This window comes from Pontivivens nitratireducens (assembly GCF_011290545.1).
GTDB lineage: Bacteria > Pseudomonadota > Alphaproteobacteria > Rhodobacterales > Rhodobacteraceae > Pontivivens > Pontivivens nitratireducens.
This window is the reverse complement of the sequence record NZ_CP049811.1, coordinates 958,388-978,850: the sequence shown is the minus strand read 5'-3', so window position 1 is coordinate 978,850 and position 20,463 is coordinate 958,388. Positions and strand designations below refer to the sequence as shown.

14 protein-coding genes and 2 tRNA genes are annotated in these 20,463 nt (G+C 61.8%); 1 reads left to right on the top strand and 15 read right to left on the bottom strand.

Annotated features, from left to right (window positions below; translation table 11 throughout):
- Positions 1–11: 11 nt before the first annotated feature.
- The 9 genes from rpoC to G8E03_RS04630 form a co-directional block, all read right to left on the bottom strand.
- Entirely contained in the window at positions 12–4,220 is a 4,209-nt protein-coding gene (rpoC, locus tag G8E03_RS04670; RefSeq protein WP_166189196.1) for a DNA-directed RNA polymerase subunit beta', read from the bottom strand.
- 80 nt (positions 4,221–4,300) lie between these two features.
- Positions 4,301–8,407, bottom strand: a complete 4,107-nt coding sequence (gene rpoB, locus G8E03_RS04665; RefSeq protein ID WP_166189193.1) for a DNA-directed RNA polymerase subunit beta — start codon at positions 8,405–8,407, stop codon at positions 4,301–4,303.
- 255 nt (positions 8,408–8,662) lie between these two features.
- Entirely contained in the window at positions 8,663–9,037 is a 375-nt protein-coding gene (gene rplL / locus G8E03_RS04660; protein ID WP_166189191.1) for a 50S ribosomal protein L7/L12, read from the bottom strand.
- A gap of 81 nt (positions 9,038–9,118) precedes the next feature.
- Positions 9,119–9,634 carry a 50S ribosomal protein L10 gene (gene rplJ / locus G8E03_RS04655; protein ID WP_166189189.1) on the bottom strand — a complete coding sequence of 172 codons (516 nt, stop codon included), beginning with the start codon at positions 9,632–9,634 and terminating at the stop codon, positions 9,119–9,121.
- A gap of 255 nt (positions 9,635–9,889) precedes the next feature.
- Entirely contained in the window at positions 9,890–10,588 is a 699-nt protein-coding gene (rplA, locus tag G8E03_RS04650; protein ID WP_166189186.1) for a 50S ribosomal protein L1, read from the bottom strand.
- Entirely contained in the window at positions 10,588–11,013 is a 426-nt protein-coding gene (gene rplK, locus G8E03_RS04645) for a 50S ribosomal protein L11 (RefSeq protein ID WP_166189184.1), read from the bottom strand. The genes rplA and rplK overlap by 1 nt, the downstream gene beginning before the upstream one ends.
- Before the next feature lie 120 nt (positions 11,014–11,133).
- A complete protein-coding gene (gene nusG / locus G8E03_RS04640) occupies positions 11,134–11,667 on the bottom strand; it encodes a transcription termination/antitermination protein NusG (RefSeq protein WP_166189181.1) in 534 nt (177 codons plus the stop codon).
- Between the two features lie 140 nt (positions 11,668–11,807).
- Complete coding sequence (secE, locus tag G8E03_RS04635; protein ID WP_166189179.1) at positions 11,808–12,005, bottom strand: preprotein translocase subunit SecE; 198 nt, start codon at positions 12,003–12,005, stop codon at positions 11,808–11,810.
- 58 nt (positions 12,006–12,063) lie between these two features.
- A tRNA-Trp gene (locus G8E03_RS04630) sits at positions 12,064–12,139 on the bottom strand.
- 311 nt (positions 12,140–12,450) lie between these two features.
- Between G8E03_RS04630 and G8E03_RS04625 the strand changes: the two genes are divergently transcribed.
- A complete protein-coding gene (locus G8E03_RS04625) occupies positions 12,451–12,885 on the top strand; it encodes a hypothetical protein (RefSeq protein WP_166189177.1) in 435 nt (144 codons plus the stop codon).
- Positions 12,886–12,912: 27 nt separating this feature from the next.
- Here G8E03_RS04625 and G8E03_RS04620 read toward each other — a convergent pair whose 3' ends face one another.
- The 6 genes from G8E03_RS04620 to G8E03_RS04595 all read right to left on the bottom strand — a co-directional run bounded on the left by G8E03_RS04620 (position 12,913) and on the right by G8E03_RS04595 (position 20,446).
- Positions 12,913–13,884, bottom strand: coding sequence for a zinc transporter ZntB (locus G8E03_RS04620; protein ID WP_166189175.1), 972 nt, complete (start codon positions 13,882–13,884; stop codon positions 12,913–12,915).
- A 96-nt stretch (positions 13,885–13,980) separates the two neighbouring features.
- On the bottom strand, positions 13,981–15,156 hold the full coding sequence (tuf, locus tag G8E03_RS04615; RefSeq protein WP_166189173.1) for an elongation factor Tu: 1,176 nt from the start codon (positions 15,154–15,156) through the stop codon (positions 13,981–13,983).
- A gap of 358 nt (positions 15,157–15,514) precedes the next feature.
- Positions 15,515–15,588 (bottom strand) — tRNA-Gly (locus G8E03_RS04610).
- A gap of 72 nt (positions 15,589–15,660) precedes the next feature.
- Positions 15,661–18,600, bottom strand: a complete 2,940-nt coding sequence (gene ileS / locus G8E03_RS04605) for an isoleucine--tRNA ligase (protein ID WP_166189170.1) — start codon at positions 18,598–18,600, stop codon at positions 15,661–15,663.
- A 254-nt stretch (positions 18,601–18,854) separates the two neighbouring features.
- Positions 18,855–19,613, bottom strand: coding sequence for an SDR family NAD(P)-dependent oxidoreductase (locus G8E03_RS04600; RefSeq protein WP_205793266.1), 759 nt, complete (start codon positions 19,611–19,613; stop codon positions 18,855–18,857).
- Positions 19,614–19,624: 11 nt separating this feature from the next.
- Positions 19,625–20,446, bottom strand: coding sequence for an SDR family oxidoreductase (locus G8E03_RS04595; protein ID WP_166189168.1), 822 nt, complete (start codon positions 20,444–20,446; stop codon positions 19,625–19,627).
- Positions 20,447–20,463 lie beyond the last annotated feature (17 nt).

The following is a 20,463-nucleotide window of genomic DNA, read 5'->3' as shown; positions in this document are numbered from 1 at the left end:
GTGACGAGGGATTACTCGTCAGCGGGTTCCTCGGCTGCGGCTTCCGCCTCTGCCTTGGCCAGCGCGGCCTGCGCCTCCTTCTGACGCTGGGCGATGACCTTGTTGTCCCGCTCCTGTGCCACACGCTTGATGTCGTGGGTTGCGCCCCCGGTGCCTGCCGGGATCAACCGGCCGACGATGACGTTTTCCTTCAGGCCGATCAGCTTGTCCCGCTTGCCCTGCGTGGATGCCTCCGTCAGCACCCGCGTGGTTTCCTGGAACGAAGCCGCCGAAATGAACGAGCGTGTCTGAAGCGACGCTTTGGTAATCCCCAGCAGGATCGGCGCACCCTTCGCAGGGGCCCCACCCTTGGAGATCGCCTTTTCGTTCGCCTCGTCGAACTCGATCTTGTCGACCTGCTCACCCTTCAACAGCGTGGTTCCACCGGACTCGGAGATCTCCCACTTTTGCAGCATCTGGCGAACGATCACCTCGATGTGCTTGTCGTTGATCTTCACACCCTGCAAACGATAGACGTCCTGAACCTCGTTGATGAGGTAGTCCGCCAGCGCCTCGATCCCCAGAATGGCGAGGATGTCATGGGGGGCCGGGTTGCCGTCCATGATGTACTCACCCTTCTGGACGAAGTCGCCTTCGGCCACGGGGATGTGCTTGCCCTTGGGAACCAGGTACTCGACCGCTTCCATCGTGTCGTCGGCGGGTTCGAGCGTGATACGACGCTTGTTCTTGTAGTCCTTGCCGAACCGGACATAGCCGTCCTGCTCCGCGATGATCGCGTGATCCTTGGGACGGCGTGCCTCGAAGAGTTCGGCAACACGCGGCAGACCACCGGTGATGTCCTTCGTCTTCGCGCCCTCACGCGGGATACGCGCCAGCACGTCGCCGGCCTTCATGTCCTGCCCGTCCTCGACCGACAGAATTGCGTCCACCGACATCGCGTAGGCAGCCGGGTTGTCGTTGTCCAGACGCACAGGCTCCCCTTCGGCATCCGCGAGGATGATCGCCGGCTTCAGCTCGTTGCCCTTGGGGGCCGCGCGCCAATCCGAAACGATCCGCTGGGAAATACCGGTCGCATCATCCGTATCCTCACGCACGGAAATACCGGGCGTCAGGTCCACGAACTTCGCGGTTCCGTCCTTCTCGGCGATGATCGGCAAGGTGTAGGGATCCCACTCGGCGAGCTTGTCACCGCGTGCGATTTCCTGACCTTCCGCGATCAGCAGGGTCGAACCATAGGCCATCTTGTACTCGGCCCGCGCCACGCCATGCTCATCCATGATAGCGATGGACATGTTGCGGCCCAGAACGATCACCTCACCCGAGGAGTTGGTGATGACGTTCTTGTTGCGAAGCTCGACCTTACCGGGCTGCGTCGCCTCCAGATAGGATTGCGAACCACCCTGCGCGATGCCGCCGATGTGGAATGTCCGCATCGTCAGCTGCGTGCCGGGTTCCCCGATGGACTGCGCGGCGATGATGCCGACAGCTTCACCCGGATTCACCTTGGTCCCGCGTGCGAGGTCGCGACCGTAGCACTGTGCGCAGATGCCATCGTCCGCTTCACATGTCAGCGGCGAACGCATCTTCATCGACTGCACGGCAGCGCCTTCGATCAGATCGGCCATGCGCTCGTCGATCAGCTCACCTTCCTTGCAGATGACACGTGTCTCATCCGCAGGATCCAGCACATCCTCTGCGGCGACGCGGCCCAGAATACGCTCGGACAGGCTGGCCACGACATCGCCATCGGTGATGACGGCAGATGCAGTGATCGACTTGTCGGTTCCGCAATCGTCGATCTTGACGATGCAGTCCTGCGCGACGTCCACCAGACGCCGGGTCAGATAGCCGGAGTTCGCGGTCTTGAGCGCGGTGTCGGCCAGACCCTTACGGGCACCGTGGGTGGAGTTGAAGTACTCCGCCACGGTCAGACCTTCCTTGAAGTTCGACACGATCGGCGTCTCGATGATCTCACCCGACGGCTTGGCCATCAGGCCGCGCATACCGCCCAGCTGCTTCATCTGAGCAGGGGAGCCACGCGCACCGGAATGCGACATCATGTAGACCGAGTTCGGTTCCATCTCGGCACCGGCATCGTCCTTCCGCATGGCGGAGATTTCCGCCATCATCGCGTCGGCCACGGTGTCGGAGCACTGAGACCAGGCATCGACCACCTTGTTGTACTTTTCGCCCTGAGTAATCAGGCCGTCCATGTACTGGCGCTCGAATTCCTTCACCTGATCGCGAACCGCCTCGACGATGGTCCACTTGGAGTCGGGAATGACCATGTCGTCCTTGCCGAACGAGATGCCGGCCTTGAACGCCTCGGTAAAGCCGAGCGTCATGATCTGATCGCAGAAGATAACCGATTCCTTCTGACCGCAATGGCGGTAGACGGTGTCGATGACCTCGGCCACCTCCTTCTTGCGCAGCAGGCGGTTGACGATGTCGAACGGTGCCTTCGCGTTCAGCGGCAACAGCGCGCCCAGACGCAGACGGCCCGGCGTGGTCTCGAACCGCTGCATCACCGTCTCACCATCCTCGTTCACCTGCGGGATACGCGCGGTGATCTTGGAATGCAGGTGCACGGTGCCGGCGTTCAGGGCGTGATCGACCTCCTCGATCGAGCCGAAGATCATGCCCTCACCCTTTTGCCCATCCCGCGCCAGCGTGATGTAGTACAGGCCGAGGATCATATCCTGCGAAGGCACGATGATCGGCTTGCCGTTCGCAGGCGACAGGACGTTGTTCGTCGACATCATCAGGACGCGCGCCTCAAGCTGCGCCTCCATGCTGAGGGGCACGTGAACCGCCATCTGGTCGCCGTCGAAATCAGCGTTGAACGCGGAGCAGACCAGCGGGTGCAGCTGGATCGCCTTGCCTTCAATCAGGACCGGCTCGAACGCCTGGATGCCCAGACGGTGCAATGTCGGCGCACGGTTGAGCATGACCGGATGCTCGCGGATCACCTCGTCGAGGATGTCCCAAACTTCGGGGCGCTCCTTTTCGACCAGCTTTTTCGCCTGTTTGACGGTCGAGCTGAGGCCCTTCGCGTCGAGTCGCGAGTAAATGAACGGCTTGAACAGCTCCAGCGCCATCTTCTTGGGCAGGCCACATTGGTGCAGCTTCAGTTCGGGGCCGGTCACGATGACCGAACGGCCTGAGAAATCGACCCGCTTGCCCAGAAGGTTCTGACGGAAGCGGCCCTGCTTGCCCTTGAGCATATCGGACAGCGACTTCAGCGGACGCTTGTTCGCACCCGTGATAACGCGGCCGCGACGACCATTGTCGAACAGCGCATCGACGGATTCCTGCAACATCCGCTTTTCGTTACGAATGATGATGTCCGGCGCGCGCAACTCGATCAGACGCTTCAGGCGGTTGTTCCGGTTGATGACCCGACGATACAGATCGTTAAGATCGGAGGTCGCGAAACGGCCACCGTCCAGCGGCACCAGCGGGCGCAGCTCGGGCGGGATCACGGGGATCACGGTCAGGATCATCCATTCGGGCCGGTTACCGGAATCGAGGAAGTTCTCGACCAGTTTCAGACGCTTGATGATCTTCTTGGGCTTCAGCTCGCCGGTTGCCTCCGCCAGATCGGCGCGCAGTTGCTCTGCCTCCGCATCCAGGTCGATATCGGCCAGCATTTCGCGGATCGCCTCTGCGCCGATGCCGCAGCGGAACGCGTCGGCACCGTACAGATCCTCGGCGTCGAGGAACTCTTCCTCGGTCAGCAGCTGACCCTTGGTCAGTTCGGTCAGGCCGGGCTCGATCACCACGTACTGCTCGAAATACAGGATCCGCTCCAGATCGCGCAGCGTCATGTCCAGCATCAGGCCGATGCGGCTGGGCAGCGATTTCAGGAACCAGATATGCGCGACGGGTGCAGCCAGTTCGATGTGGCCCATCCGCTCACGACGGACCTTTTGCAACGTCACTTCGACGCCGCATTTTTCGCAGGTCACACCGCGATACTTCATGCGCTTGTACTTGCCGCACAGGCACTCGTAATCCTTGATCGGACCAAAGATCCGGGCGCAGAACAGGCCGTCCCGCTCGGGCTTGAAGGTCCGGTAGTTGATGGTTTCCGGCTTCTTGATCTCACCGAAGGACCAGCTCAGGATCCGCTCCGGCGAGGCCAGAGAGATCTTGATCTCGTCGAAAGTCTTGAGCGGGGCAACCGGGCTGAACGGGTTGTTGATAAGCTCTTGGTTCATCTTGTGATCCTAACTGTCATTGGCAATACGCGGCCCTCGGGCCGCTAGACGGGGGCGGCGGTCCGCCCCCGGCCTTGCGATCACTCCGCTTCGGAATCCAGCAGCTCGATATTCAGACCGAGCGACCGGATTTCCTTGACGAGAACGTTGAACGATTCAGGCACACCGGCCTCGAAGTCATTCTCGCCCTTCACGATAGCCTCATAGACCTTGGTCCGGCCCGCGACGTCATCCGACTTCACCGTCAGCATTTCCTGCAAGGTGTAGGCGGCGCCGTACGCTTCCAGCGCCCAGACCTCCATCTCACCGAAGCGCTGGCCACCGAACTGTGCCTTACCACCCAGCGGCTGCTGCGTGACGAGGGAGTACGGCCCGGTCGAACGGGCGTGGATCTTGTCGTCCACCAGGTGGTGCAGTTTCAGCAGGTACTTGACCCCCACCGTCACCTTGCGCGCGAACTGCTCACCTGTCCGGCCGTCAAAGACGACAGACTGGCCGCTTTCGTCCAGACCGGCACGCCGCAGCGCATCGTTGACGTCAGGCTCCTTCGCGCCGTCGAAGACCGGCGTCGCGATCGGAACACCACGGGTCACGTTGCCCGCGGCCTCCAGGAACTCCTCATCGGTCATGTCGGCGGTGGATTCGTTGTACACGTCCTCACCATAGGCGATCTTCATCGCGTCCTTCACCGGGGTCATGTCACCGGAACGGCGATATTCATCCAGCGAGTTTGCGATGCTCTCACCCAGACCGCGCGCGGCCCAGCCCATATGCGTCTCAAGGATCTGACCAACGTTCATCCGCGACGGAACGCCCAGCGGGTTCAGAACGAAATCGACCGGCGTACCATCGGCGAGGAAGGGCATATCCTCCTCAGGCACAACGCGGGAGATGACACCCTTGTTGCCGTGACGGCCCGCCATCTTGTCCCCCGGCTGAAGCTTGCGCTTCACGGCGATGAAGACCTTGACCATCTTCATCACGCCCGGCGGCAGGTCGTCGCCACGGCGAACCTTGTCGACCTTGTCCTCGAACCGGCGGTCGAGCGTACGCTTTTGCGCGTCGAACTGGCCTTGCAGCGCCTCGACACCTTTCGCGTCGTCCTCTTCCTCCAGCGCGAGCTGCCACCACAGACCCTTGCTCAACGTGTTGTCGAGCATGTCATCGTCGATGACCGAGCCAGCCTTGATGCCCTTCGGACCCTTCACGGCAGTCTTGCCCGTGAGCATCTCACGCAGACGGGAGTAGATGTTGCGCTCCAGAATTGCGAGCTCATCGTCCTTGTCCCGCTGCAGGCGTTCAACTTCCTCACGCTCGATCTGCAGGGCGCGCTCATCCTTGTCCACACCGTGGCGGTTGAACACGCGAACCTCGACGACCGTACCGTAGTCACCCGGGGGCAGACGCAGCGAGGTGTCGCGAACGTCGGATGCCTTCTCACCGAAGATAGCGCGGAGGAGTTTTTCCTCCGGCGTCATCGGGCTCTCGCCCTTGGGCGTGATCTTGCCGACCAGAATATCGCCCGGTCCGACCTCGGCACCGATATAGACAATACCGGCTTCGTCGAGGTTGCGCAGCGCTTCCTCACCAACATTGGGGATATCGCGGGTCACTTCCTCCGGTCCGAGTTTCGTGTCACGCGCGGCGACCTCGAACTCCTCCAGGTGGATGGAGGTGAACACGTCATCCTTCACGATCCGCTCGGAGATCAGGATGGAATCCTCGTAGTTGTAGCCATTCCACGGCATGAACGCGACCAGCACGTTCTTGCCCAGGGCCAATTCGCCCAGATCGGTGGAGGGGCCATCGGCCACAACCTCGCCCTGGCGAACGCGGTCACCCACCTTCACCAGCGGACGCTGGTTGATACAGGTGTTCTGGTTGGATCGCTGGAACTTGCGCAGGCGGTAGATATCCACGCCCGCATCGCCCGGGTGCAGATCGCCGGTGGCGCGGACCACGATCCGCATCGCATCGACCTGATCGACCACGCCTTCGCGGGCCGCCGTGATCGAAGCGCCGGAATCGCGTGCCACGACTTCCTCGATACCCGTACCGACGAAAGGCGCCTCCGCCTTGACCAGCGGAACGGCCTGACGTTGCATGTTCGAACCCATCAGCGCGCGGTTCGCGTCATCGTTCTCAAGGAACGGGATCAGCGACGCCGCGACGGAGACCAGCTGTTTGGGGCTGACGTCGATCAGGGTCACGTTCTCGGGCGGGTTCAGTTCGAACTCGCCTGCCTTCCGGGTCGAAACCAGATCGTCGGCCAGCATGTTGCCGCCATCGATGCGCGCGTTCGCCTGCGCAATGGTGTAGCGGCTTTCCTCGGTCGCGGACATGTACTGCACTTCGTCGGTGACCTTACCGTCCGTAACGACGCGGTAAGGTGTCTCGATGAAGCCGTACTTGTTGACGCGGGCATAGGATGCCAGCGAGTTGATCAGACCGATATTCGGGCCTTCGGGTGTTTCGATCGGGCACATCCGGCCATAATGGGTCGGGTGAACGTCGCGCACCTCGAAGCCGGCACGCTCCCGCGTCAGGCCGCCCGGTCCCAGTGCGGAAAGACGACGCTTGTGCGTGACTTCGGACAGCGGGTTCGTCTGGTCCATGAACTGCGACAGCTGCGAGGAGCCGAAGAATTCGCGCACGGCGGCGGCGGCAGGCTTCGCGTTGATCAGGTCCTGCGGCATCACCGTGTCGATCTCGACCGATGACATCCGCTCCTTGATCGCGCGCTCCATCCGCAGCAATCCAACGCGGTACTGGTTTTCCATCAGCTCACCGACGGAGCGTACACGACGGTTTCCAAGGTGGTCGATATCGTCGATATCGCCCTTGCCGTCGCGCAGTTCGACCAGCGCCTTGATGACGGCGATGATATCCTCACGCCGCAGGGTGCGCATGGTGTCAGGCGCATCCAGATCGAGACGCATGTTCATCTTCACCCGGCCAACCGCGGACAGGTCGTAGCGTTCGGAATCGAAGAACATCGCGTCGAACATCGTCGAGGCAGCCTCGACGGTCGGCGGCTCACCCGGACGCATCACGCGGTAGATGTCCAGCAGCGCGGTATCGCGGTTGAGGTTCTTGTCCGCCACCATGGTGTTGCGGATATAGGGGCCCACGTTGACGTGATCGATGTCGAGGGTCGGAATGGTCTCGTGACCGGCCTCGGCCAGCTCGGCCAGGATTTCCTCAGTGATCTCCGCACCGGCCTCGGCATAGATGTAGCCGGTTTTCGGGTTCACGATATCGCGCGCGATCGACCGCCCGAAGATCGCGTCGTAAGGCACGAGGATTTCCTCGACCTCACCGCTGTCCTTCAACTGCTTGACGGTACGCGGCGTGACCTTCTTGCCCGCCTCCGCGATCACTTCACCATTGGCCGCGTTGACGATGTCATGCGTCGGCTTGGTGCCGCGAATGCGGTCCGGGAAGAACGGGGTCGCCCAACCCTTGTCCTTCACATTGCGATAGGTGACGGTGTTGTAATACGCCTCCATGATGCCGTCCTGATCCAGGCCGAGCGCATAGAGCAACGTGGTGACAGGCAGCTTGCGCCGACGGTCGATCCGCGCGAAGACGATGTCCTTTGCATCGAACTCGAAATCCAGCCACGAGCCGCGATAGGGAATGATCCGCGAGGCGAACAGCAACTTGCCGGAAGCATGCGTCTTGCCCCGATCATGATCGAAGAACACACCGGGGGAACGGTGCATCTGCGAGACGATGACCCGCTCGGTGCCATTGACGACGAAGGTGCCGTTTTCGGTCATCAACGGCAGATCGCCCATATAGACGTCCTGCTCCTTGATGTCCTTGACGGATCGCGCGCCGGTATCCTCATCGACTTCGAAGACGATCAGACGCAGCGTCACCTTCAGCGGCGCGGCATAGGTCATGTCGCGTTGCTGGCATTCCTCGACGTCGTATTTGGGGGCTTCGAGCTCGTATTTCACGAATTCCAGAATCGAGGTTTCATTGAAATCCTTGATCGGGAAGACCGACTGGAAAACGCCCATGAGGCCCTCTCCATCGGTCGGCTGGGGGCCGTCACCCGAATCGAGGAACAGGTCGTAGGACGACTTCTGCACTTCGATGAGATTCGGCATTTTCGCGACTTCGCGAATTTTTCCATAGAAACGGCGGATCCGCTTGTGACCGGAAAACGTCTGTACCATGCGTGAGGTATCCTCGTGCTGTTCTCGCGCAGTGACCGTTGGGCAGCGGCACCGGCGAAAGCCCGTATCGGGGGTTCATCCCATTCTGTCAGTGCGCTCCCACACGCACTGCACCCGGATGTAACGCACCTTCTGCTGGGTCCGTCCATATAGGGCGGCGGACACAGGAGGAGAAGCGGCTGAGGCTGGACACGCACATATGCGCGTCCAGCCCCGGTTTTACAACCCTTGCGATGCAAAGGTTTCTCAAAAGGATTACTTGAGCTCGACTTCGGCGCCAGCTGCTTCCAGCTTGCCCTTGATCTCTTCTGCTTCTTCCTTGGACACGGCTTCCTTGACGGCCTTGCCGCCAGCTTCGACCAGATCCTTGGCTTCCTTGAGGCCGAGGCCGGTGATCGCGCGGACTTCCTTGATCACGTTGATCTTCTTGTCGCCTGCGGACTTGAGGATCACGTCGAACTCGGTCTGCTCTTCAGCAGCGGCACCTGCGTCGGCAGGGCCAGCCATCATGACGGCGCCACCGGCTGCCGGCTCGATGCCGTACTCGTCCTTGAGGATGTTCTTCAGTTCAGCAGCTTCGAGGAGGGTCAGGCCCACGATCTCTTCTGCGAGTTTCTTGAGGTCAGCCATTTGTCTGTTCCTATGCTTTCAGTTCTGTTGAGTCCGGGCCGGTGCGTATCGCTCCAAACCGTCCTCCCGTATGCCTTTGACTTACGCCGCTTCGCGTTCTTCCAGCGTCGACAGGATCGACGCGATGTTGGAAGCAGGTGCGCCGATGGCGCCCGCGATGTTCGAGCCGGGTGCACCCAGGCACGCCGCGATGGAAGCGATAAGCTCCTCACGCGACGGCATGGCCGCAACAGCTTTCACACCGGCCGGATCAAGCACGTTGTCGCCCATTGCGCCGCCGATGACTTGCAGTTTGTCATTCGACTTTGCGAACTCGTTGACGGCCTTGGCTGCTGCCACGGGGTCTTCGGAGTAGGCGATAACGGTCATGCCGGACAGAAGGTCGCCCATGCCAGCGGCAGGGGTCCCTTCTAGGGCGATCTTGGCGAGCCTGTTCTTGGCGACACGCACTGCACCCCCGGCCTCACGGACGGAAGTACGGAACGCAGTCATTTCGGCAACCGAGAGGCCGACGTAGTGCGAGACTACAACGACGCCAGAGTCCGTGAAAATCTGGTTGAGCTCTGCCACAACCGATTCTTTTTGGGCTCTATCCACAGTGTTGCTCCAATATTAGGCGAGGTATCCCCCGCCGGCTCATGTTGATGGGCGCGAACGCCCATCCCTTGGGTTCCCGTCCGGGGTCCCGCCAAGATCCGCCCGAGGGCAGAACCTCAACATGTCCCCCGTCTATGGCAGGAATTACGATCCATTCTGGCTTGCAGGCCGGATCACCCACCGTCTCGGACGGATGGGGCAGGAAACCCTGCCCCGGAACATCCCCGCCACGCGGCGGGGAATCAGTATCGCCGCTTATTCCGCGACGGAGCCTGCAACGTCAAGCTTGACGCCGGGGCCCATGGTGGAGGTCAGGGCGATGGACTTGATGTAAGTTCCCTTCGCGCCCGACGGCTTCGCCTTGTTTACGGCGTTCACGAACGCCTTGACGTTCTCGACCAGGGCTGCCTCGTCGAAGGAGACCTTGCCGACGCCTGCGTGCACCACACCGGCCTTCTCGGCCTTGAACTGCACTTCGCCGCCCTTGGCTGCCTCGACGGCAGCCTTCACGTCCATCGTCACCGTGCCGACACGCGGGTTCGGCATCAGGTTGCGCGGGCCCAGAATCTTGCCCAGACGGCCGACGATCGGCATCATGTCAGGGGTCGCGATGCAGCGATCGAAGTTGATGTTGCCGGCCTGGACCTGCTCCATCAAATCTTCGGCACCGACCACGTCCGCGCCCGCTTCGGTCGCTTCCTCAGCCTTCGGACCGCGTGCGAACACAGCCACGCGGACCGTCTTGCCGGTGCCGTTGGGCAGGGTCACGACGCCGCGGACCATCTGGTCAGCGTGGCGCGGATCGACGCCCAGCGTCATCGCGATTTCGACGGTCTCGTCGAACTTCGCCTTTGCGTTCCCCTTGACCAGGCTGATCGCCTCGTCGATGGAGATCTCGTGCTTGCCTTCGAATGCGGCTTTCGCAGCCGTCATGCGCTTACCGAGTTTGGCCATCACTTCACCTCGATGCCCATCGACCGGGCGGAGCCCAGGATGATTTTCATGGCGCCGTCGATGTCGGTGGCGTTCAGATCTGCCATCTTCGCTTCGGCGATCTCACGGACCTGCTTTGCGGTCACGGTGCCGGCCACTTCACGCGAAGGGGTCTTGGCGCCGGATTTCAGCTTGGCGGCCTTCTTGAGATAATAGGACGCGGGCGGGGTCTTGATCTCCATCGTGAACGATTTGTCCACGTAGTAGGTGATCACGGTCGGGCACGGGGCGCCGACTTCCATTTCCTGCGTCTTGGCGTTGAACGCCTTGCAGAATTCCATGATGTTGATGCCGCGCTGACCCAATGCCGGGCCGACGGGCGGGGACGGGTTTGCCTTACCGGCAGGCACCTGAAGCTTCAGCTGCCCTGCTACCTTCTTGGCCATGATGGCCTCCTCTACTCACACCCTCGGGACGCGACCGTCGGGCAGTTCGTGATGTGGTCTGGTCCGGTGCGCGCGCGCCCCTCGCCTCCCACGGGGTTAAGCCTCGCCCAGCGAGGCCGTTCACTCGCCCTTACGGACTTGCGTGAATTCCAGTTCGACCGGGGTGGCCCGGCCAAAGATCGAGACCGTCACTTTCAGGCGCTGATTCTCGTCGTCGACTTCCTCGACCATGCCGGCGAAGCTCTCGAACGGTCCATCCGTGACCGTGACCTGCTCGCCCACGTCGAAGGTGATGAGGGTGCGAGGCTTCTCGACCCCCTCCTGAACCGTCTGCGTGATCCGGTCCACCTCAGCCTGCCGCAGCGGCGAAGGCTTGCCCATGGGGCCCAGGAAACCGGTGACGCGGTTCGTATCGTTGATCAGGTGATAGGCGCGGTCCGTCATCTCCATGTTGACCAGCACGTAGCCGGGCATGAAGCGTTTCTCGGTCTCGACCTTCTTTCCGCGACGCACCTCGATGACCTGTTCCGTTGGAACCAGCACCTCGGTGATTTCGTCCTGCAAGCCCTTTTGCTCGACCTGCTCCATGATCGACTCGGCGACTTTCTTCTCGAAGTTCGAGAGAACGTGAACTGAGTACCACCGCTTCGCCATGTCGCGTCTTCACCTTGCTTGCGCGCCGTTACCGGCCCGGAATTTCAATGTTCCCAAACAAAATCAGGCGCGCCGTCCGAATCTGGCGCGCCGTGCTGTCTGGTAAGTCTCGATGCGTCTAGCCCCACGAGGCCCGAAGATCAAGCGCCGAACTGGAGAATCTGCTCCAACCCGAACGCGATCAGACGGTCGATGAAAAAGAAGAACAGCGCCGCGATCGTCGCCATGATGAACACCATCACGGTCGTCAGGATCACCTCGCGCCGGGTCGGCCATACGACCTTCGCCGTTTCAGCGCGGACTTCCTGCACGAATTCAGCGGGATTGCTCTTGGCCATCAGTCTTCTCCTCAGCATCCTTGCGCCACCTTGAAGAAGGTGTGGCAATATGTCGGCCTGGCAGGGGCAGGGGGACTCGAACCCACGACCCTCGGTTTTGGAGACCGATGCTCTACCAACTGAGCTATACCCCTATGGGCCACGGCCGACGATCGGTGAGTTACGTGCTTTGCGACAAAGACGCAATACCCCGTAGATGGTCAGGATCGCCTTAGGTTGGCAAAACCACTTAATGTCCCAGTCCGGCCGCCTGCCCGCGCCTTTGCACAAACCAGCCAAATACGCTGAGATTCCGCGAAAACAATCCATCCATTTTCGCGAATCTGGCACCACATAGCGAAATCCGACTGATTCCGAGCGCCTTATCCGGAACCTGCCCTCGGGCGCATCTGTTCCTGCACATATGACCGCATTGCCGGTTGCATTTGAAAAGAAAGGATTTGTTATGAGGAGAGCTGCTGATTTCATCTTACCCATCGCCTTGATCGCGGGCACGGGCCTGTCGGCACAGGAATTCGTCCCACCGATAACCGTCGCGGAAACTCGCACCATCATGAACGTCGCACAGGATGTATTGACCGATGAAGGACCGATCCAACTGGATTCCCAGCCGGTCACACAGACCGAAGGCCTGACCTTCGCAGCCATCGGTGAATCGATCCTGACGGTTGAGGGCGAACGCATCGGAAAAGTACACGACGTCTACGCAGGCGCGAACGGACAGTTGAGAAGTGTCAGGGTTGCTCTGGATGAGGATATGCCCGGCACCCTCGACACCATCTCACTTTCGGCGCAGGGCGCGGAGAGGACACAGGGCGGCGTCGTTCTGACGTTGAGCCAGAACGAAGTTTATCAGATGATCGACGCGAACGCGTCCTGAGGAATGCTCGAGAAATGGTAGGCGCGGCTACATCCAGCCGCGCCGCCACAGCATCAAGAGAATCGCTCCGCCAATCATGGCCAGAACGCCGCACAGCGCAGCAAAGGCCCATGATGCGGTTGCCCCGGGAATGCCCCCGACATTTACTCCCAACAATCCGGTTATGAACCCCAGTGGCAGAAATACCGCTGACAACACCGCGAGCGTATAGAGATTTCTGTTCATCCGATCTGATAGAATGTTCGCCAATTCATCCCGAATGACCTGCGCACGTTCACGCAGCATGTCCAAATCCTCGACATGCCGCATCACGCGATCAGCCGTTTCCTGCAGGTCGTGATGATCGTCGAGCATCAACCAGTCAACATTCAACTCCTTCAAGGCACGCATCGCGTCGCGCTGGGGTGCGATATAGCGCCGCAAGATAATCATTTGCCGTCTGGTCGCGGCAATCTCGCGCCGCAATTCCGGGCCGGGCGCATCCAGCACATTCTGCTCCTGCGCGGCGACCGTGTCCTCTAACGTATCCAACAGCGGTTCCATCCGCTCCGTCAGAAGTCTCGCGAAATCCGCTATGAAGGCGCCGGGGGTGGTCGGGCCCTGGCCTGAACGTATATTCGCCTGCAAGTCCTCCACCGCCTTCAGGTTTCGCTTGCGCAAAGTGACCACACGCCGGGCGTCTATCCACAACCGGATCGAGATCATGTCCTCGGGCAGCGCACCTGCCTGCAGGTTCACGCCCCGCAGCATGATCAGCGCCCCGCCCCCGACGGCGACGCAGCGCGGGCGCGTGTCGTCGGCGACCAGCGCTTCGTGCAGCATGTCGTCGACATAGGGCAGATGCCGGTCGAGAAACGCATCCGCATCCGGGTGATCCGCGTCCAGATGCGCCCACAGCAACGTTTCCGCATCCAGCAGAGGTTCCACCTCCTCACGTGGGCATACCTGTCCTTTTCGGGGACCGTCGAGAATCAGGGAGCTGAGGATAAGTTCGTTCATTCTGACACTCTGGCATCAAATGGGATCGGTGGCAGCAAACGCAAAGCGCCGCCGCAACATGGTTGCGACGGCGCTTCGCAGTGTCGACGAGTATGCTTACTCGTGGATTTTGGAGACGACGCCAGCGCCGACGGTGCGGCCGCCTTCACGGATGGCGAAGCGCAGCTTCTCTTCCATCGCGATCGGCTGGATCAGCTCCACGTCGAACTTCAGGTTGTCGCCGGGCATCACCATCTCGGTGCCCTCGGGAAGGATCACCGTGCCGGTCACGTCCGTCGTGCGGAAGTAGAACTGCGGGCGATAGTTCGCGAAGAACGGCGTGTGACGGCCACCCTCTTCCTTCGTCAGGATGTACGCTTCCGCCTCGAACTTCGTGTGCGGCTTCACCGAACCCGGCTTGCACAGAACCTGACCACGCTCAACGCCTTCACGGTCGATACCGCGCAGCAGAGCGCCGATGTTGTCGCCGGCCTCACCGCGATCCAGCAGCTTGCGGAACATCTCGACGCCCGTGCAAGTCGTGGTCTTGGTGTCGCGGATGCCCACGATCTCGATGCTGTCGCCGACGTTGATCACGCCACGCTCCACACGGCCGGTCACAACCGTACCGCGACCGGAGATCGAGAACACGTCCTCGATCGGCATCAGGAACGGCTGGTCCACGGCCCGCTCGGGGTTCGGGATGTAGCTGTCGACAGCTTCCATCAGCTTCGCGATCGACTGCTCGCCGATCTCGGGGTCGCGGCCTTCCAGGGCGGCCAGCGCCGAACCGGGGATCACGGGGATGTCGTCGCCAGGATAGTCGTAGGAGGACAGCAGCTCGCGGATCTCCATCTCGACCAGCTCGAGCAGTTCCTCGTCATCGACCTGATCGACCTTGTTCATGTAGACGACCATGTAGGGGATGCCCACCTGACGGCCGAGCAGGATGTGCTCACGCGTCTGGGGCATCGGGCCGTCGGCCGCGTTCACCACCAGGATCGCGCCGTCCATCTGCGCCGCACCCGTGATCATGTTCTTCACGTAGTCCGCGTGGCCCGGGCAATCGACATGCGCGTAGTGACGGGCTTCCGTCTCGTACTCCACGTGCGCGGTCGAGATGGTGATCCCGCGCGCCTTCTCCTCAGGTGCGCCGTCGATCTCGTCATACGCCTTGAAGTCGCCGTACTGCTTCGTGATCGCCGCCGTCAGCGTCGTCTTGCCGTGATCAACGTGACCAATCGTTCCGATGTTTACGTGCGGTTTCGTCCGCTCGAACTTTGCCTTCGCCATTGTCATTTCCCGTATCTGCTGAGGGACCGAAATTATGGCGGCTGACTAAAGCATTTGGACCCGTTCCCGCAAGGGGAATTGTCCCGCCGCCTCGAATCGCGATCAGCCACCCTGAGGCGCGCGCCGCGCCATTGTCGTGAAGTGGACGCGCGGGCACGTCAATTCAAGTCAGTCCGCGCAGCGCACCCCTGCCAGGCAGCGTCGGCAGCCACTCTCAAGCCAGGAACAGGACAGCCTGCGAGACCCGCAGGACATTGGCCCGCCATGGATAGTACCGGCCTAAGCCAGATAAATCTGTCAGTCACGAAATTCGCATGACGGAAACATCAAAATCGGAATGTGTACAGGATCGGAGTGTTGGAGCGGGCGGCGGGAATCGAACCCGCGTCTTTAGCTTGGAAGGCTAAGGTCTTACCATTACACAACGCCCGCGCTGGCGTCTGAATACCCAAGCTGCGCGGCGGCTGCAAGGGGGCGCGCAACCACGCGCCCCTGATTTTCAGATCATTCTTTCGCGGTGAGCGCGGTATCGCATCGTGCGCACACGCCGGGATGCGAATGCGTGCCCACATCGGGGAGGATTTTCCAGCAACGCGCGCATTTCTGACCCTCGGCCAAGGCAGGCACGACCGCCACGCCCGGAACGTCTTCAAGCGTGAAGGCATCCGCAGGCGCTGCGGTGTCGCTCACCGAAATATCCGAGGTGATACACAGATCCGCCAACGGCAAACCGTTCAAGGCGGTGCGCAGGTCCGCATCCATGACATGAACCACCGGTGCAGCCTCCAGCGAGGCACCGATACGCTTCGCCGTCCGCTCGATTTCCAGCGCCCCTGTCACCACACGGCGCACCGCGCGGATGCGCACCCATTTCTCCGCCAGGGTCTGATCTGCCCATTCGGTCGGGACGGACGCGAAATCCTCCAGATGCACACAGCCCGCGGGATAGCGTTCCAGCCAGACCTCCTCCATCGTGAAGGTCAGGATCGGGGCGAGCCATTTTGTCAGATGCGTGTGCAGCAGGTCGAGAACCGTGCGCGACGCCCGCGCCTCGATCGAGCTTGCCGCGTCGCAGTACAGGGCATCCTTGCGGATATCGAAATAGACCGCGCTCAGGTCGATGGTGCAAAAGCTGAACAGCTTCTGGAACACGCCCTGAAAATCATATTTCGCGTAGCCCTCACGCACCTGTCGGTCCAGTTCGGACAGACGGTGCAGCACCCAGCGCTCCAGCTCCGGCATGTCCGCATGGGCGACCGGCTCATGCTCCGCCATGGAGCCAAGGATGAACCGGAACGTGTTGCGCAGGCGACGATAACTGTCGGCCACGCCCTTGAGGATTTCCGGACCGATACGGTGATCGGCAGTGTAGTCGGTCTGCGCCACCCACAGCCGCAGGATATCCGCGCCGTATTGTTTGACGACCTCATCCGGGGCGATGATGTTGCCCAGCGACTTGGACATCTTGACCCCCTTCTGATCCAGCGTGAAGCCGTGGGTCAGAACGCCCTTGTAGGGCGCACGGCCCATCGTTCCGCAGGCTTGCAACATCGAGGAATGGAACCAGCCGCGATGCTGGTCCGTGCCTTCGAGGTAGAGGTCCGCAGGCCAGCCGCCATCGGGCCGGTCGCGCAGGACGAAGGCATGGGTGGAACCGGAGTCGAACCACACGTCCAGGATGTCTCCGACCTTCTCCCAGCCCTCGGCCGCGCGTTCGCCCAGAAAGCGTTCCGCTGCGTCATCCTCGAACCAGCAATCCGCGCCCTCGGCCCTGAATGCCTCAGTGATGCGGGCATTCACCGCCTCGTCCCGCAGCAACTCGACGGTGCCGTCCGGGGCCTTCTTGATGAAGCAGGTCAGCGGAACGCCCCAGGCACGTTGGCGCGACAGCACCCAGTCGGGGCGATTCTCGATCATCGAATGCAGCCGGTTCCGCCCGTTTTTCGGCGTCCACGTCACCAATTCGTCGATGGAGGTCAGCGCGCGGTCGCGGATCGTCTTGCCGTAGGTATCATTGCCGCCGATCTCCTTGTCGATGGCGACAAACCATTGCGGGCGGTTCAGCCGGATGACCGGGGCCTTGGAGCGCCATGAATGGGCGTCCGAGATGGTGATCCGCCGCGATGCGATCAACGCGGACACCTCACGCAGGGCCGCCATCACGGCCTTGTTCGCGCCTCCCGGCTTGCCATTGGGCTTCAGGATTGCCTCACCGCCGAACAGGGGCAGATCGGCGCGGTAGGAGCCGTCGGCCTCGATGTTGAAGGTCATCTTCAGCCCGTGCTTCAGGCCGATCTGATAATCGTCATCGCCGTGGCTGGGTGCGGTGTGAACGAAGCCCGTTCCGGCATCATCGGTCACGTGATCGCCCGGCAGCATGGGCACGTCGTAATCCCATTCGCCCTGCCCGTCGGCCACGCCGCGCAGCGGGTGCGCCAAGCTGATCGCCTCCAACTGCATCGCATCCAGACCGTGCAGCCGCTCATAGGCCGCGACCCGCGCATCCGCGAAGACCGTTTCGGCCAGGGCATCGGCCAGCAGGAACTTGTCGCCGACCTTGGCCCAGTTTTCCTCGGCCGCCTCGGTCACCTGGTACAGGCTGTAATTGAGCGTCGGGTTGAAGCAGACCGCGCGGTTGGACGGGATCGTCCAGGGCGTCGTGGTCCAGATCACCACGTTCGCACCGTTCAGATCATCGGGTAACACGCCGAGGCCCGTACCCTCGCTATCGGCCCCTGCCTCCATCAGCTTGATGATGTCACCGACCGGCTCGATCTTGAACTTCACCCAGATCGCATCGACCTGGCGGTCGTGATACTCGACCTCGGCCTCGGCCAGGGCGGTCTTTTCGACCGGGGACCACATAACGGGTTTTGATCCCTGATAGAGCGAGCCGTTCATCACGAACTTCATGAATTCCTCGGCGATGGTCGCCTCGGATGAGAAATTCATCGTCAGATAGGGGTCGGCCCAGTTTCCGGTGATGCCGAGGCGCTTGAATTCCTCGCGCTGGATATCGACCCAGCCCCGCGCGAACTCTCGGCATTCGGCGCGGAACTCGTTGACCGGAACCTCGTCCTTGTTGCGACCCTTGGCGCGGTACTTCTCCTCGATCTTCCACTCGATGGGCAGGCCGTGGCAGTCCCAGCCGGGGATATAGCAGGCATCCGCGCCCATCATCTGCTGGCTGCGCACGACCATATCCTTGAGGATCTTGTTCAGGCCGTGGCCGATATGCAGGTGGCCATTGGCGTAGGGAGGGCCGTCATGCAGGACGAAGGGCGGGCGGTCTTGCTTCTCTCTCAGGCGATCATAGACGCCGATCTCGTTCCACCGGGCGAGCCATTCAGGCTCCCGCTTGGGCAGACCGGCCCGCATGGGAAAGTCGGTCCTGGGCAGGTTGAGCGTATCTTTGTATTCTGGCGTGGTGGTCTCGGCGCACATTTCGGCGGCTCCGTCACTATCGTGGATATGGTAGGCGTTAGGTAGGGTCGGCGCGGTCCGGCCATGCGCCTTGTCCCGGCGACGCGATCAGCGTGCCGGGCGAATAATTCGAATACCTATGCGAAATCCACCGGTCATGGCCGCGTGATACCGCAGGCCGCGCGCGCGGTCCAGACGGTAAGCAAGAACGGGCCGCGACAGGCCCTCTGTCTCACGCCCGCTACCAGCCGGACTGCACACTGCGCCGTGGCGCCTCAATACGCGGTGACACCGCCGTCCAGCGCCAGAGTCTGCCCGGTCATGAAGCTGTTTTGCGGATTCGCAGCGAAGAGAATCGCGGTTACGATCTCCTCACGCTCCGCTAGACGCCGCATCGGCACACCGCGTGTCAGGTCCGCCGTGGCGGCGGCGGGGTCCGGTGCGACGCCTATGATGTCATCCACCATGCTGGTGCGCGTGAAGGCCGGGCAGATGGCGTTCACACGGATGCCGCGCCGCGCATTCTCGATTGCGGCCGTTCTGGTCAATCCCGACACCCCATGTTTGGCAGCGGCATAGATCCCCAATGTCGGGGCGGCGACAAGACCGGCGATCGAGGCGACATTGACGATGCAGCTCGATGACCCGTCTGCCCTGTGCTGTTGCTGAAGCTGCGGGATTTGTGCCTGCAATGCCCAGAACATACCCAGCAAATCGACCTCGATCACCCTGCGCGCGAGATCCTTGGGCGTCTGCTCGATCCGCATCGGGGGGTGGGCAATGCCGGCATTGTTCAGCGCCACGTCCAGACGCCCGCCGATTTCGACCGCACGCGCCACCAGGGCGCGATGATCCTCGGGCTTCGCCGCGTCGGCAATCATCCAGTCGGCGTCCAGACGTCTGGCCACATCCTCGACCCCCGGCGACAGATCGCTGAGGAGCAGCCGGGCGCCGCCTTGCGCGAACGCGTCCGCAGCGGCCTCACCCAACCCAGCGGCGGCTCCGGTGATCAGGATCGTGTTGTCCTCGAACATGCCGATTGCCGTCACTGCGTGTTGGCAAAGAGGTTTGCCGGGGTCTGAACGCTCATACCGCCATCCAGGGGCAGAATCGCGCCGGAGACATAGGCCCCTGCCCGGCCGCACAGGTACAACGTCGCCCCGGCGATATCCTCAGCGGAGCCGATGCGCCCAAGCGGCACGTTCTCACCGACCTTCTCGGCCTTTTCGGGGGTGCCGGTGGCAAAACGGGTCATCTTGGACGGGAAGGGTCCGGGCGCGAAGGCGTTCACCGTGATCCGCTTACTTGCCAGTTCACCAGCCAGTGTCTTGGTCAGGTGATGCACGGCGGCCTTTGACATGGTGTAGGAATAGGCGCCCTCCGCCAGGGGCAGCGTGCCCATGACCGAGCCGATATTGATGATCCGCGCGGGATCGGCATCGGTGCCTGCCGCCTCCAGCAGCGGGGTCAGATCGCGGGTCAGAGTGAACATCGCACCGACATTCACATCCATGATGCGGGTCCACTGCTCCATCGGGAAGGTCTCATAGGGCTCCCCCCATGTGATCCCCGCATTGTTGACGAGGATATCCAGCTGGGCCACGCGACCCCGAACCTCCGCGACCAGGGCGGATATACCCTCCGTCGTGGATACGTCAGCGGTGAAGCCCTCAACTCGGCCCGCGGGTCGGTTCGCGTTGATCTCATCCGCGGCGTCCTTGCAAGCATCGCCCTTGCGTGAGCAGATCATGACGGTGGCACCGCCTTCGGCCAGCGCCTCGGCAATCATGCGACCGATACCCGTCGCCCCACCTGTGACCAGCGCGACCTTGCCCTGAACCGAAAACAAACTGTCGAAATATCCCATCCGAATTCCTCCTGAGC

Excerpts from the sequence above, each read along its gene's own strand:
- rpoC (WP_166189196.1), bottom strand. The coding sequence starts at position 4,220 with ATGAACCAAGAGCTTATCAACAACCCGTTCAGCCCGGTTGCCCCGCTC.
- rpoB (WP_166189193.1), bottom strand. The coding sequence starts at position 8,407 with ATGGTACAGACGTTTTCCGGTCACAAGCGGATCCGCCGTTTCTATGGA.
- rplL (WP_166189191.1), bottom strand. The coding sequence starts at position 9,037 with ATGGCTGACCTCAAGAAACTCGCAGAAGAGATCGTGGGCCTGACCCTC.
- rplA (WP_166189186.1), bottom strand. The coding sequence starts at position 10,588 with ATGGCCAAACTCGGTAAGCGCATGACGGCTGCGAAAGCCGCATTCGAA.
- rplK (WP_166189184.1), bottom strand. The coding sequence starts at position 11,013 with ATGGCCAAGAAGGTAGCAGGGCAGCTGAAGCTTCAGGTGCCTGCCGGT.
- nusG (WP_166189181.1), bottom strand. The coding sequence starts at position 11,667 with ATGGCGAAGCGGTGGTACTCAGTTCACGTTCTCTCGAACTTCGAGAAG.
- secE (WP_166189179.1), bottom strand. The coding sequence starts at position 12,005 with ATGGCCAAGAGCAATCCCGCTGAATTCGTGCAGGAAGTCCGCGCTGAA.
- G8E03_RS04625 (WP_166189177.1), top strand. The coding sequence starts at position 12,451 with ATGAGGAGAGCTGCTGATTTCATCTTACCCATCGCCTTGATCGCGGGC.
- G8E03_RS04620 (WP_166189175.1), bottom strand. The coding sequence starts at position 13,884 with ATGAACGAACTTATCCTCAGCTCCCTGATTCTCGACGGTCCCCGAAAA.
- tuf (WP_166189173.1), bottom strand. The coding sequence starts at position 15,156 with ATGGCGAAGGCAAAGTTCGAGCGGACGAAACCGCACGTAAACATCGGA.
- ileS (WP_166189170.1), bottom strand. The coding sequence starts at position 18,600 with ATGTGCGCCGAGACCACCACGCCAGAATACAAAGATACGCTCAACCTG.
- G8E03_RS04600 (WP_205793266.1), bottom strand. The coding sequence starts at position 19,613 with ATGTTCGAGGACAACACGATCCTGATCACCGGAGCCGCCGCTGGGTTG.
- G8E03_RS04595 (WP_166189168.1), bottom strand. The coding sequence starts at position 20,446 with ATGGGATATTTCGACAGTTTGTTTTCGGTTCAGGGCAAGGTCGCGCTG.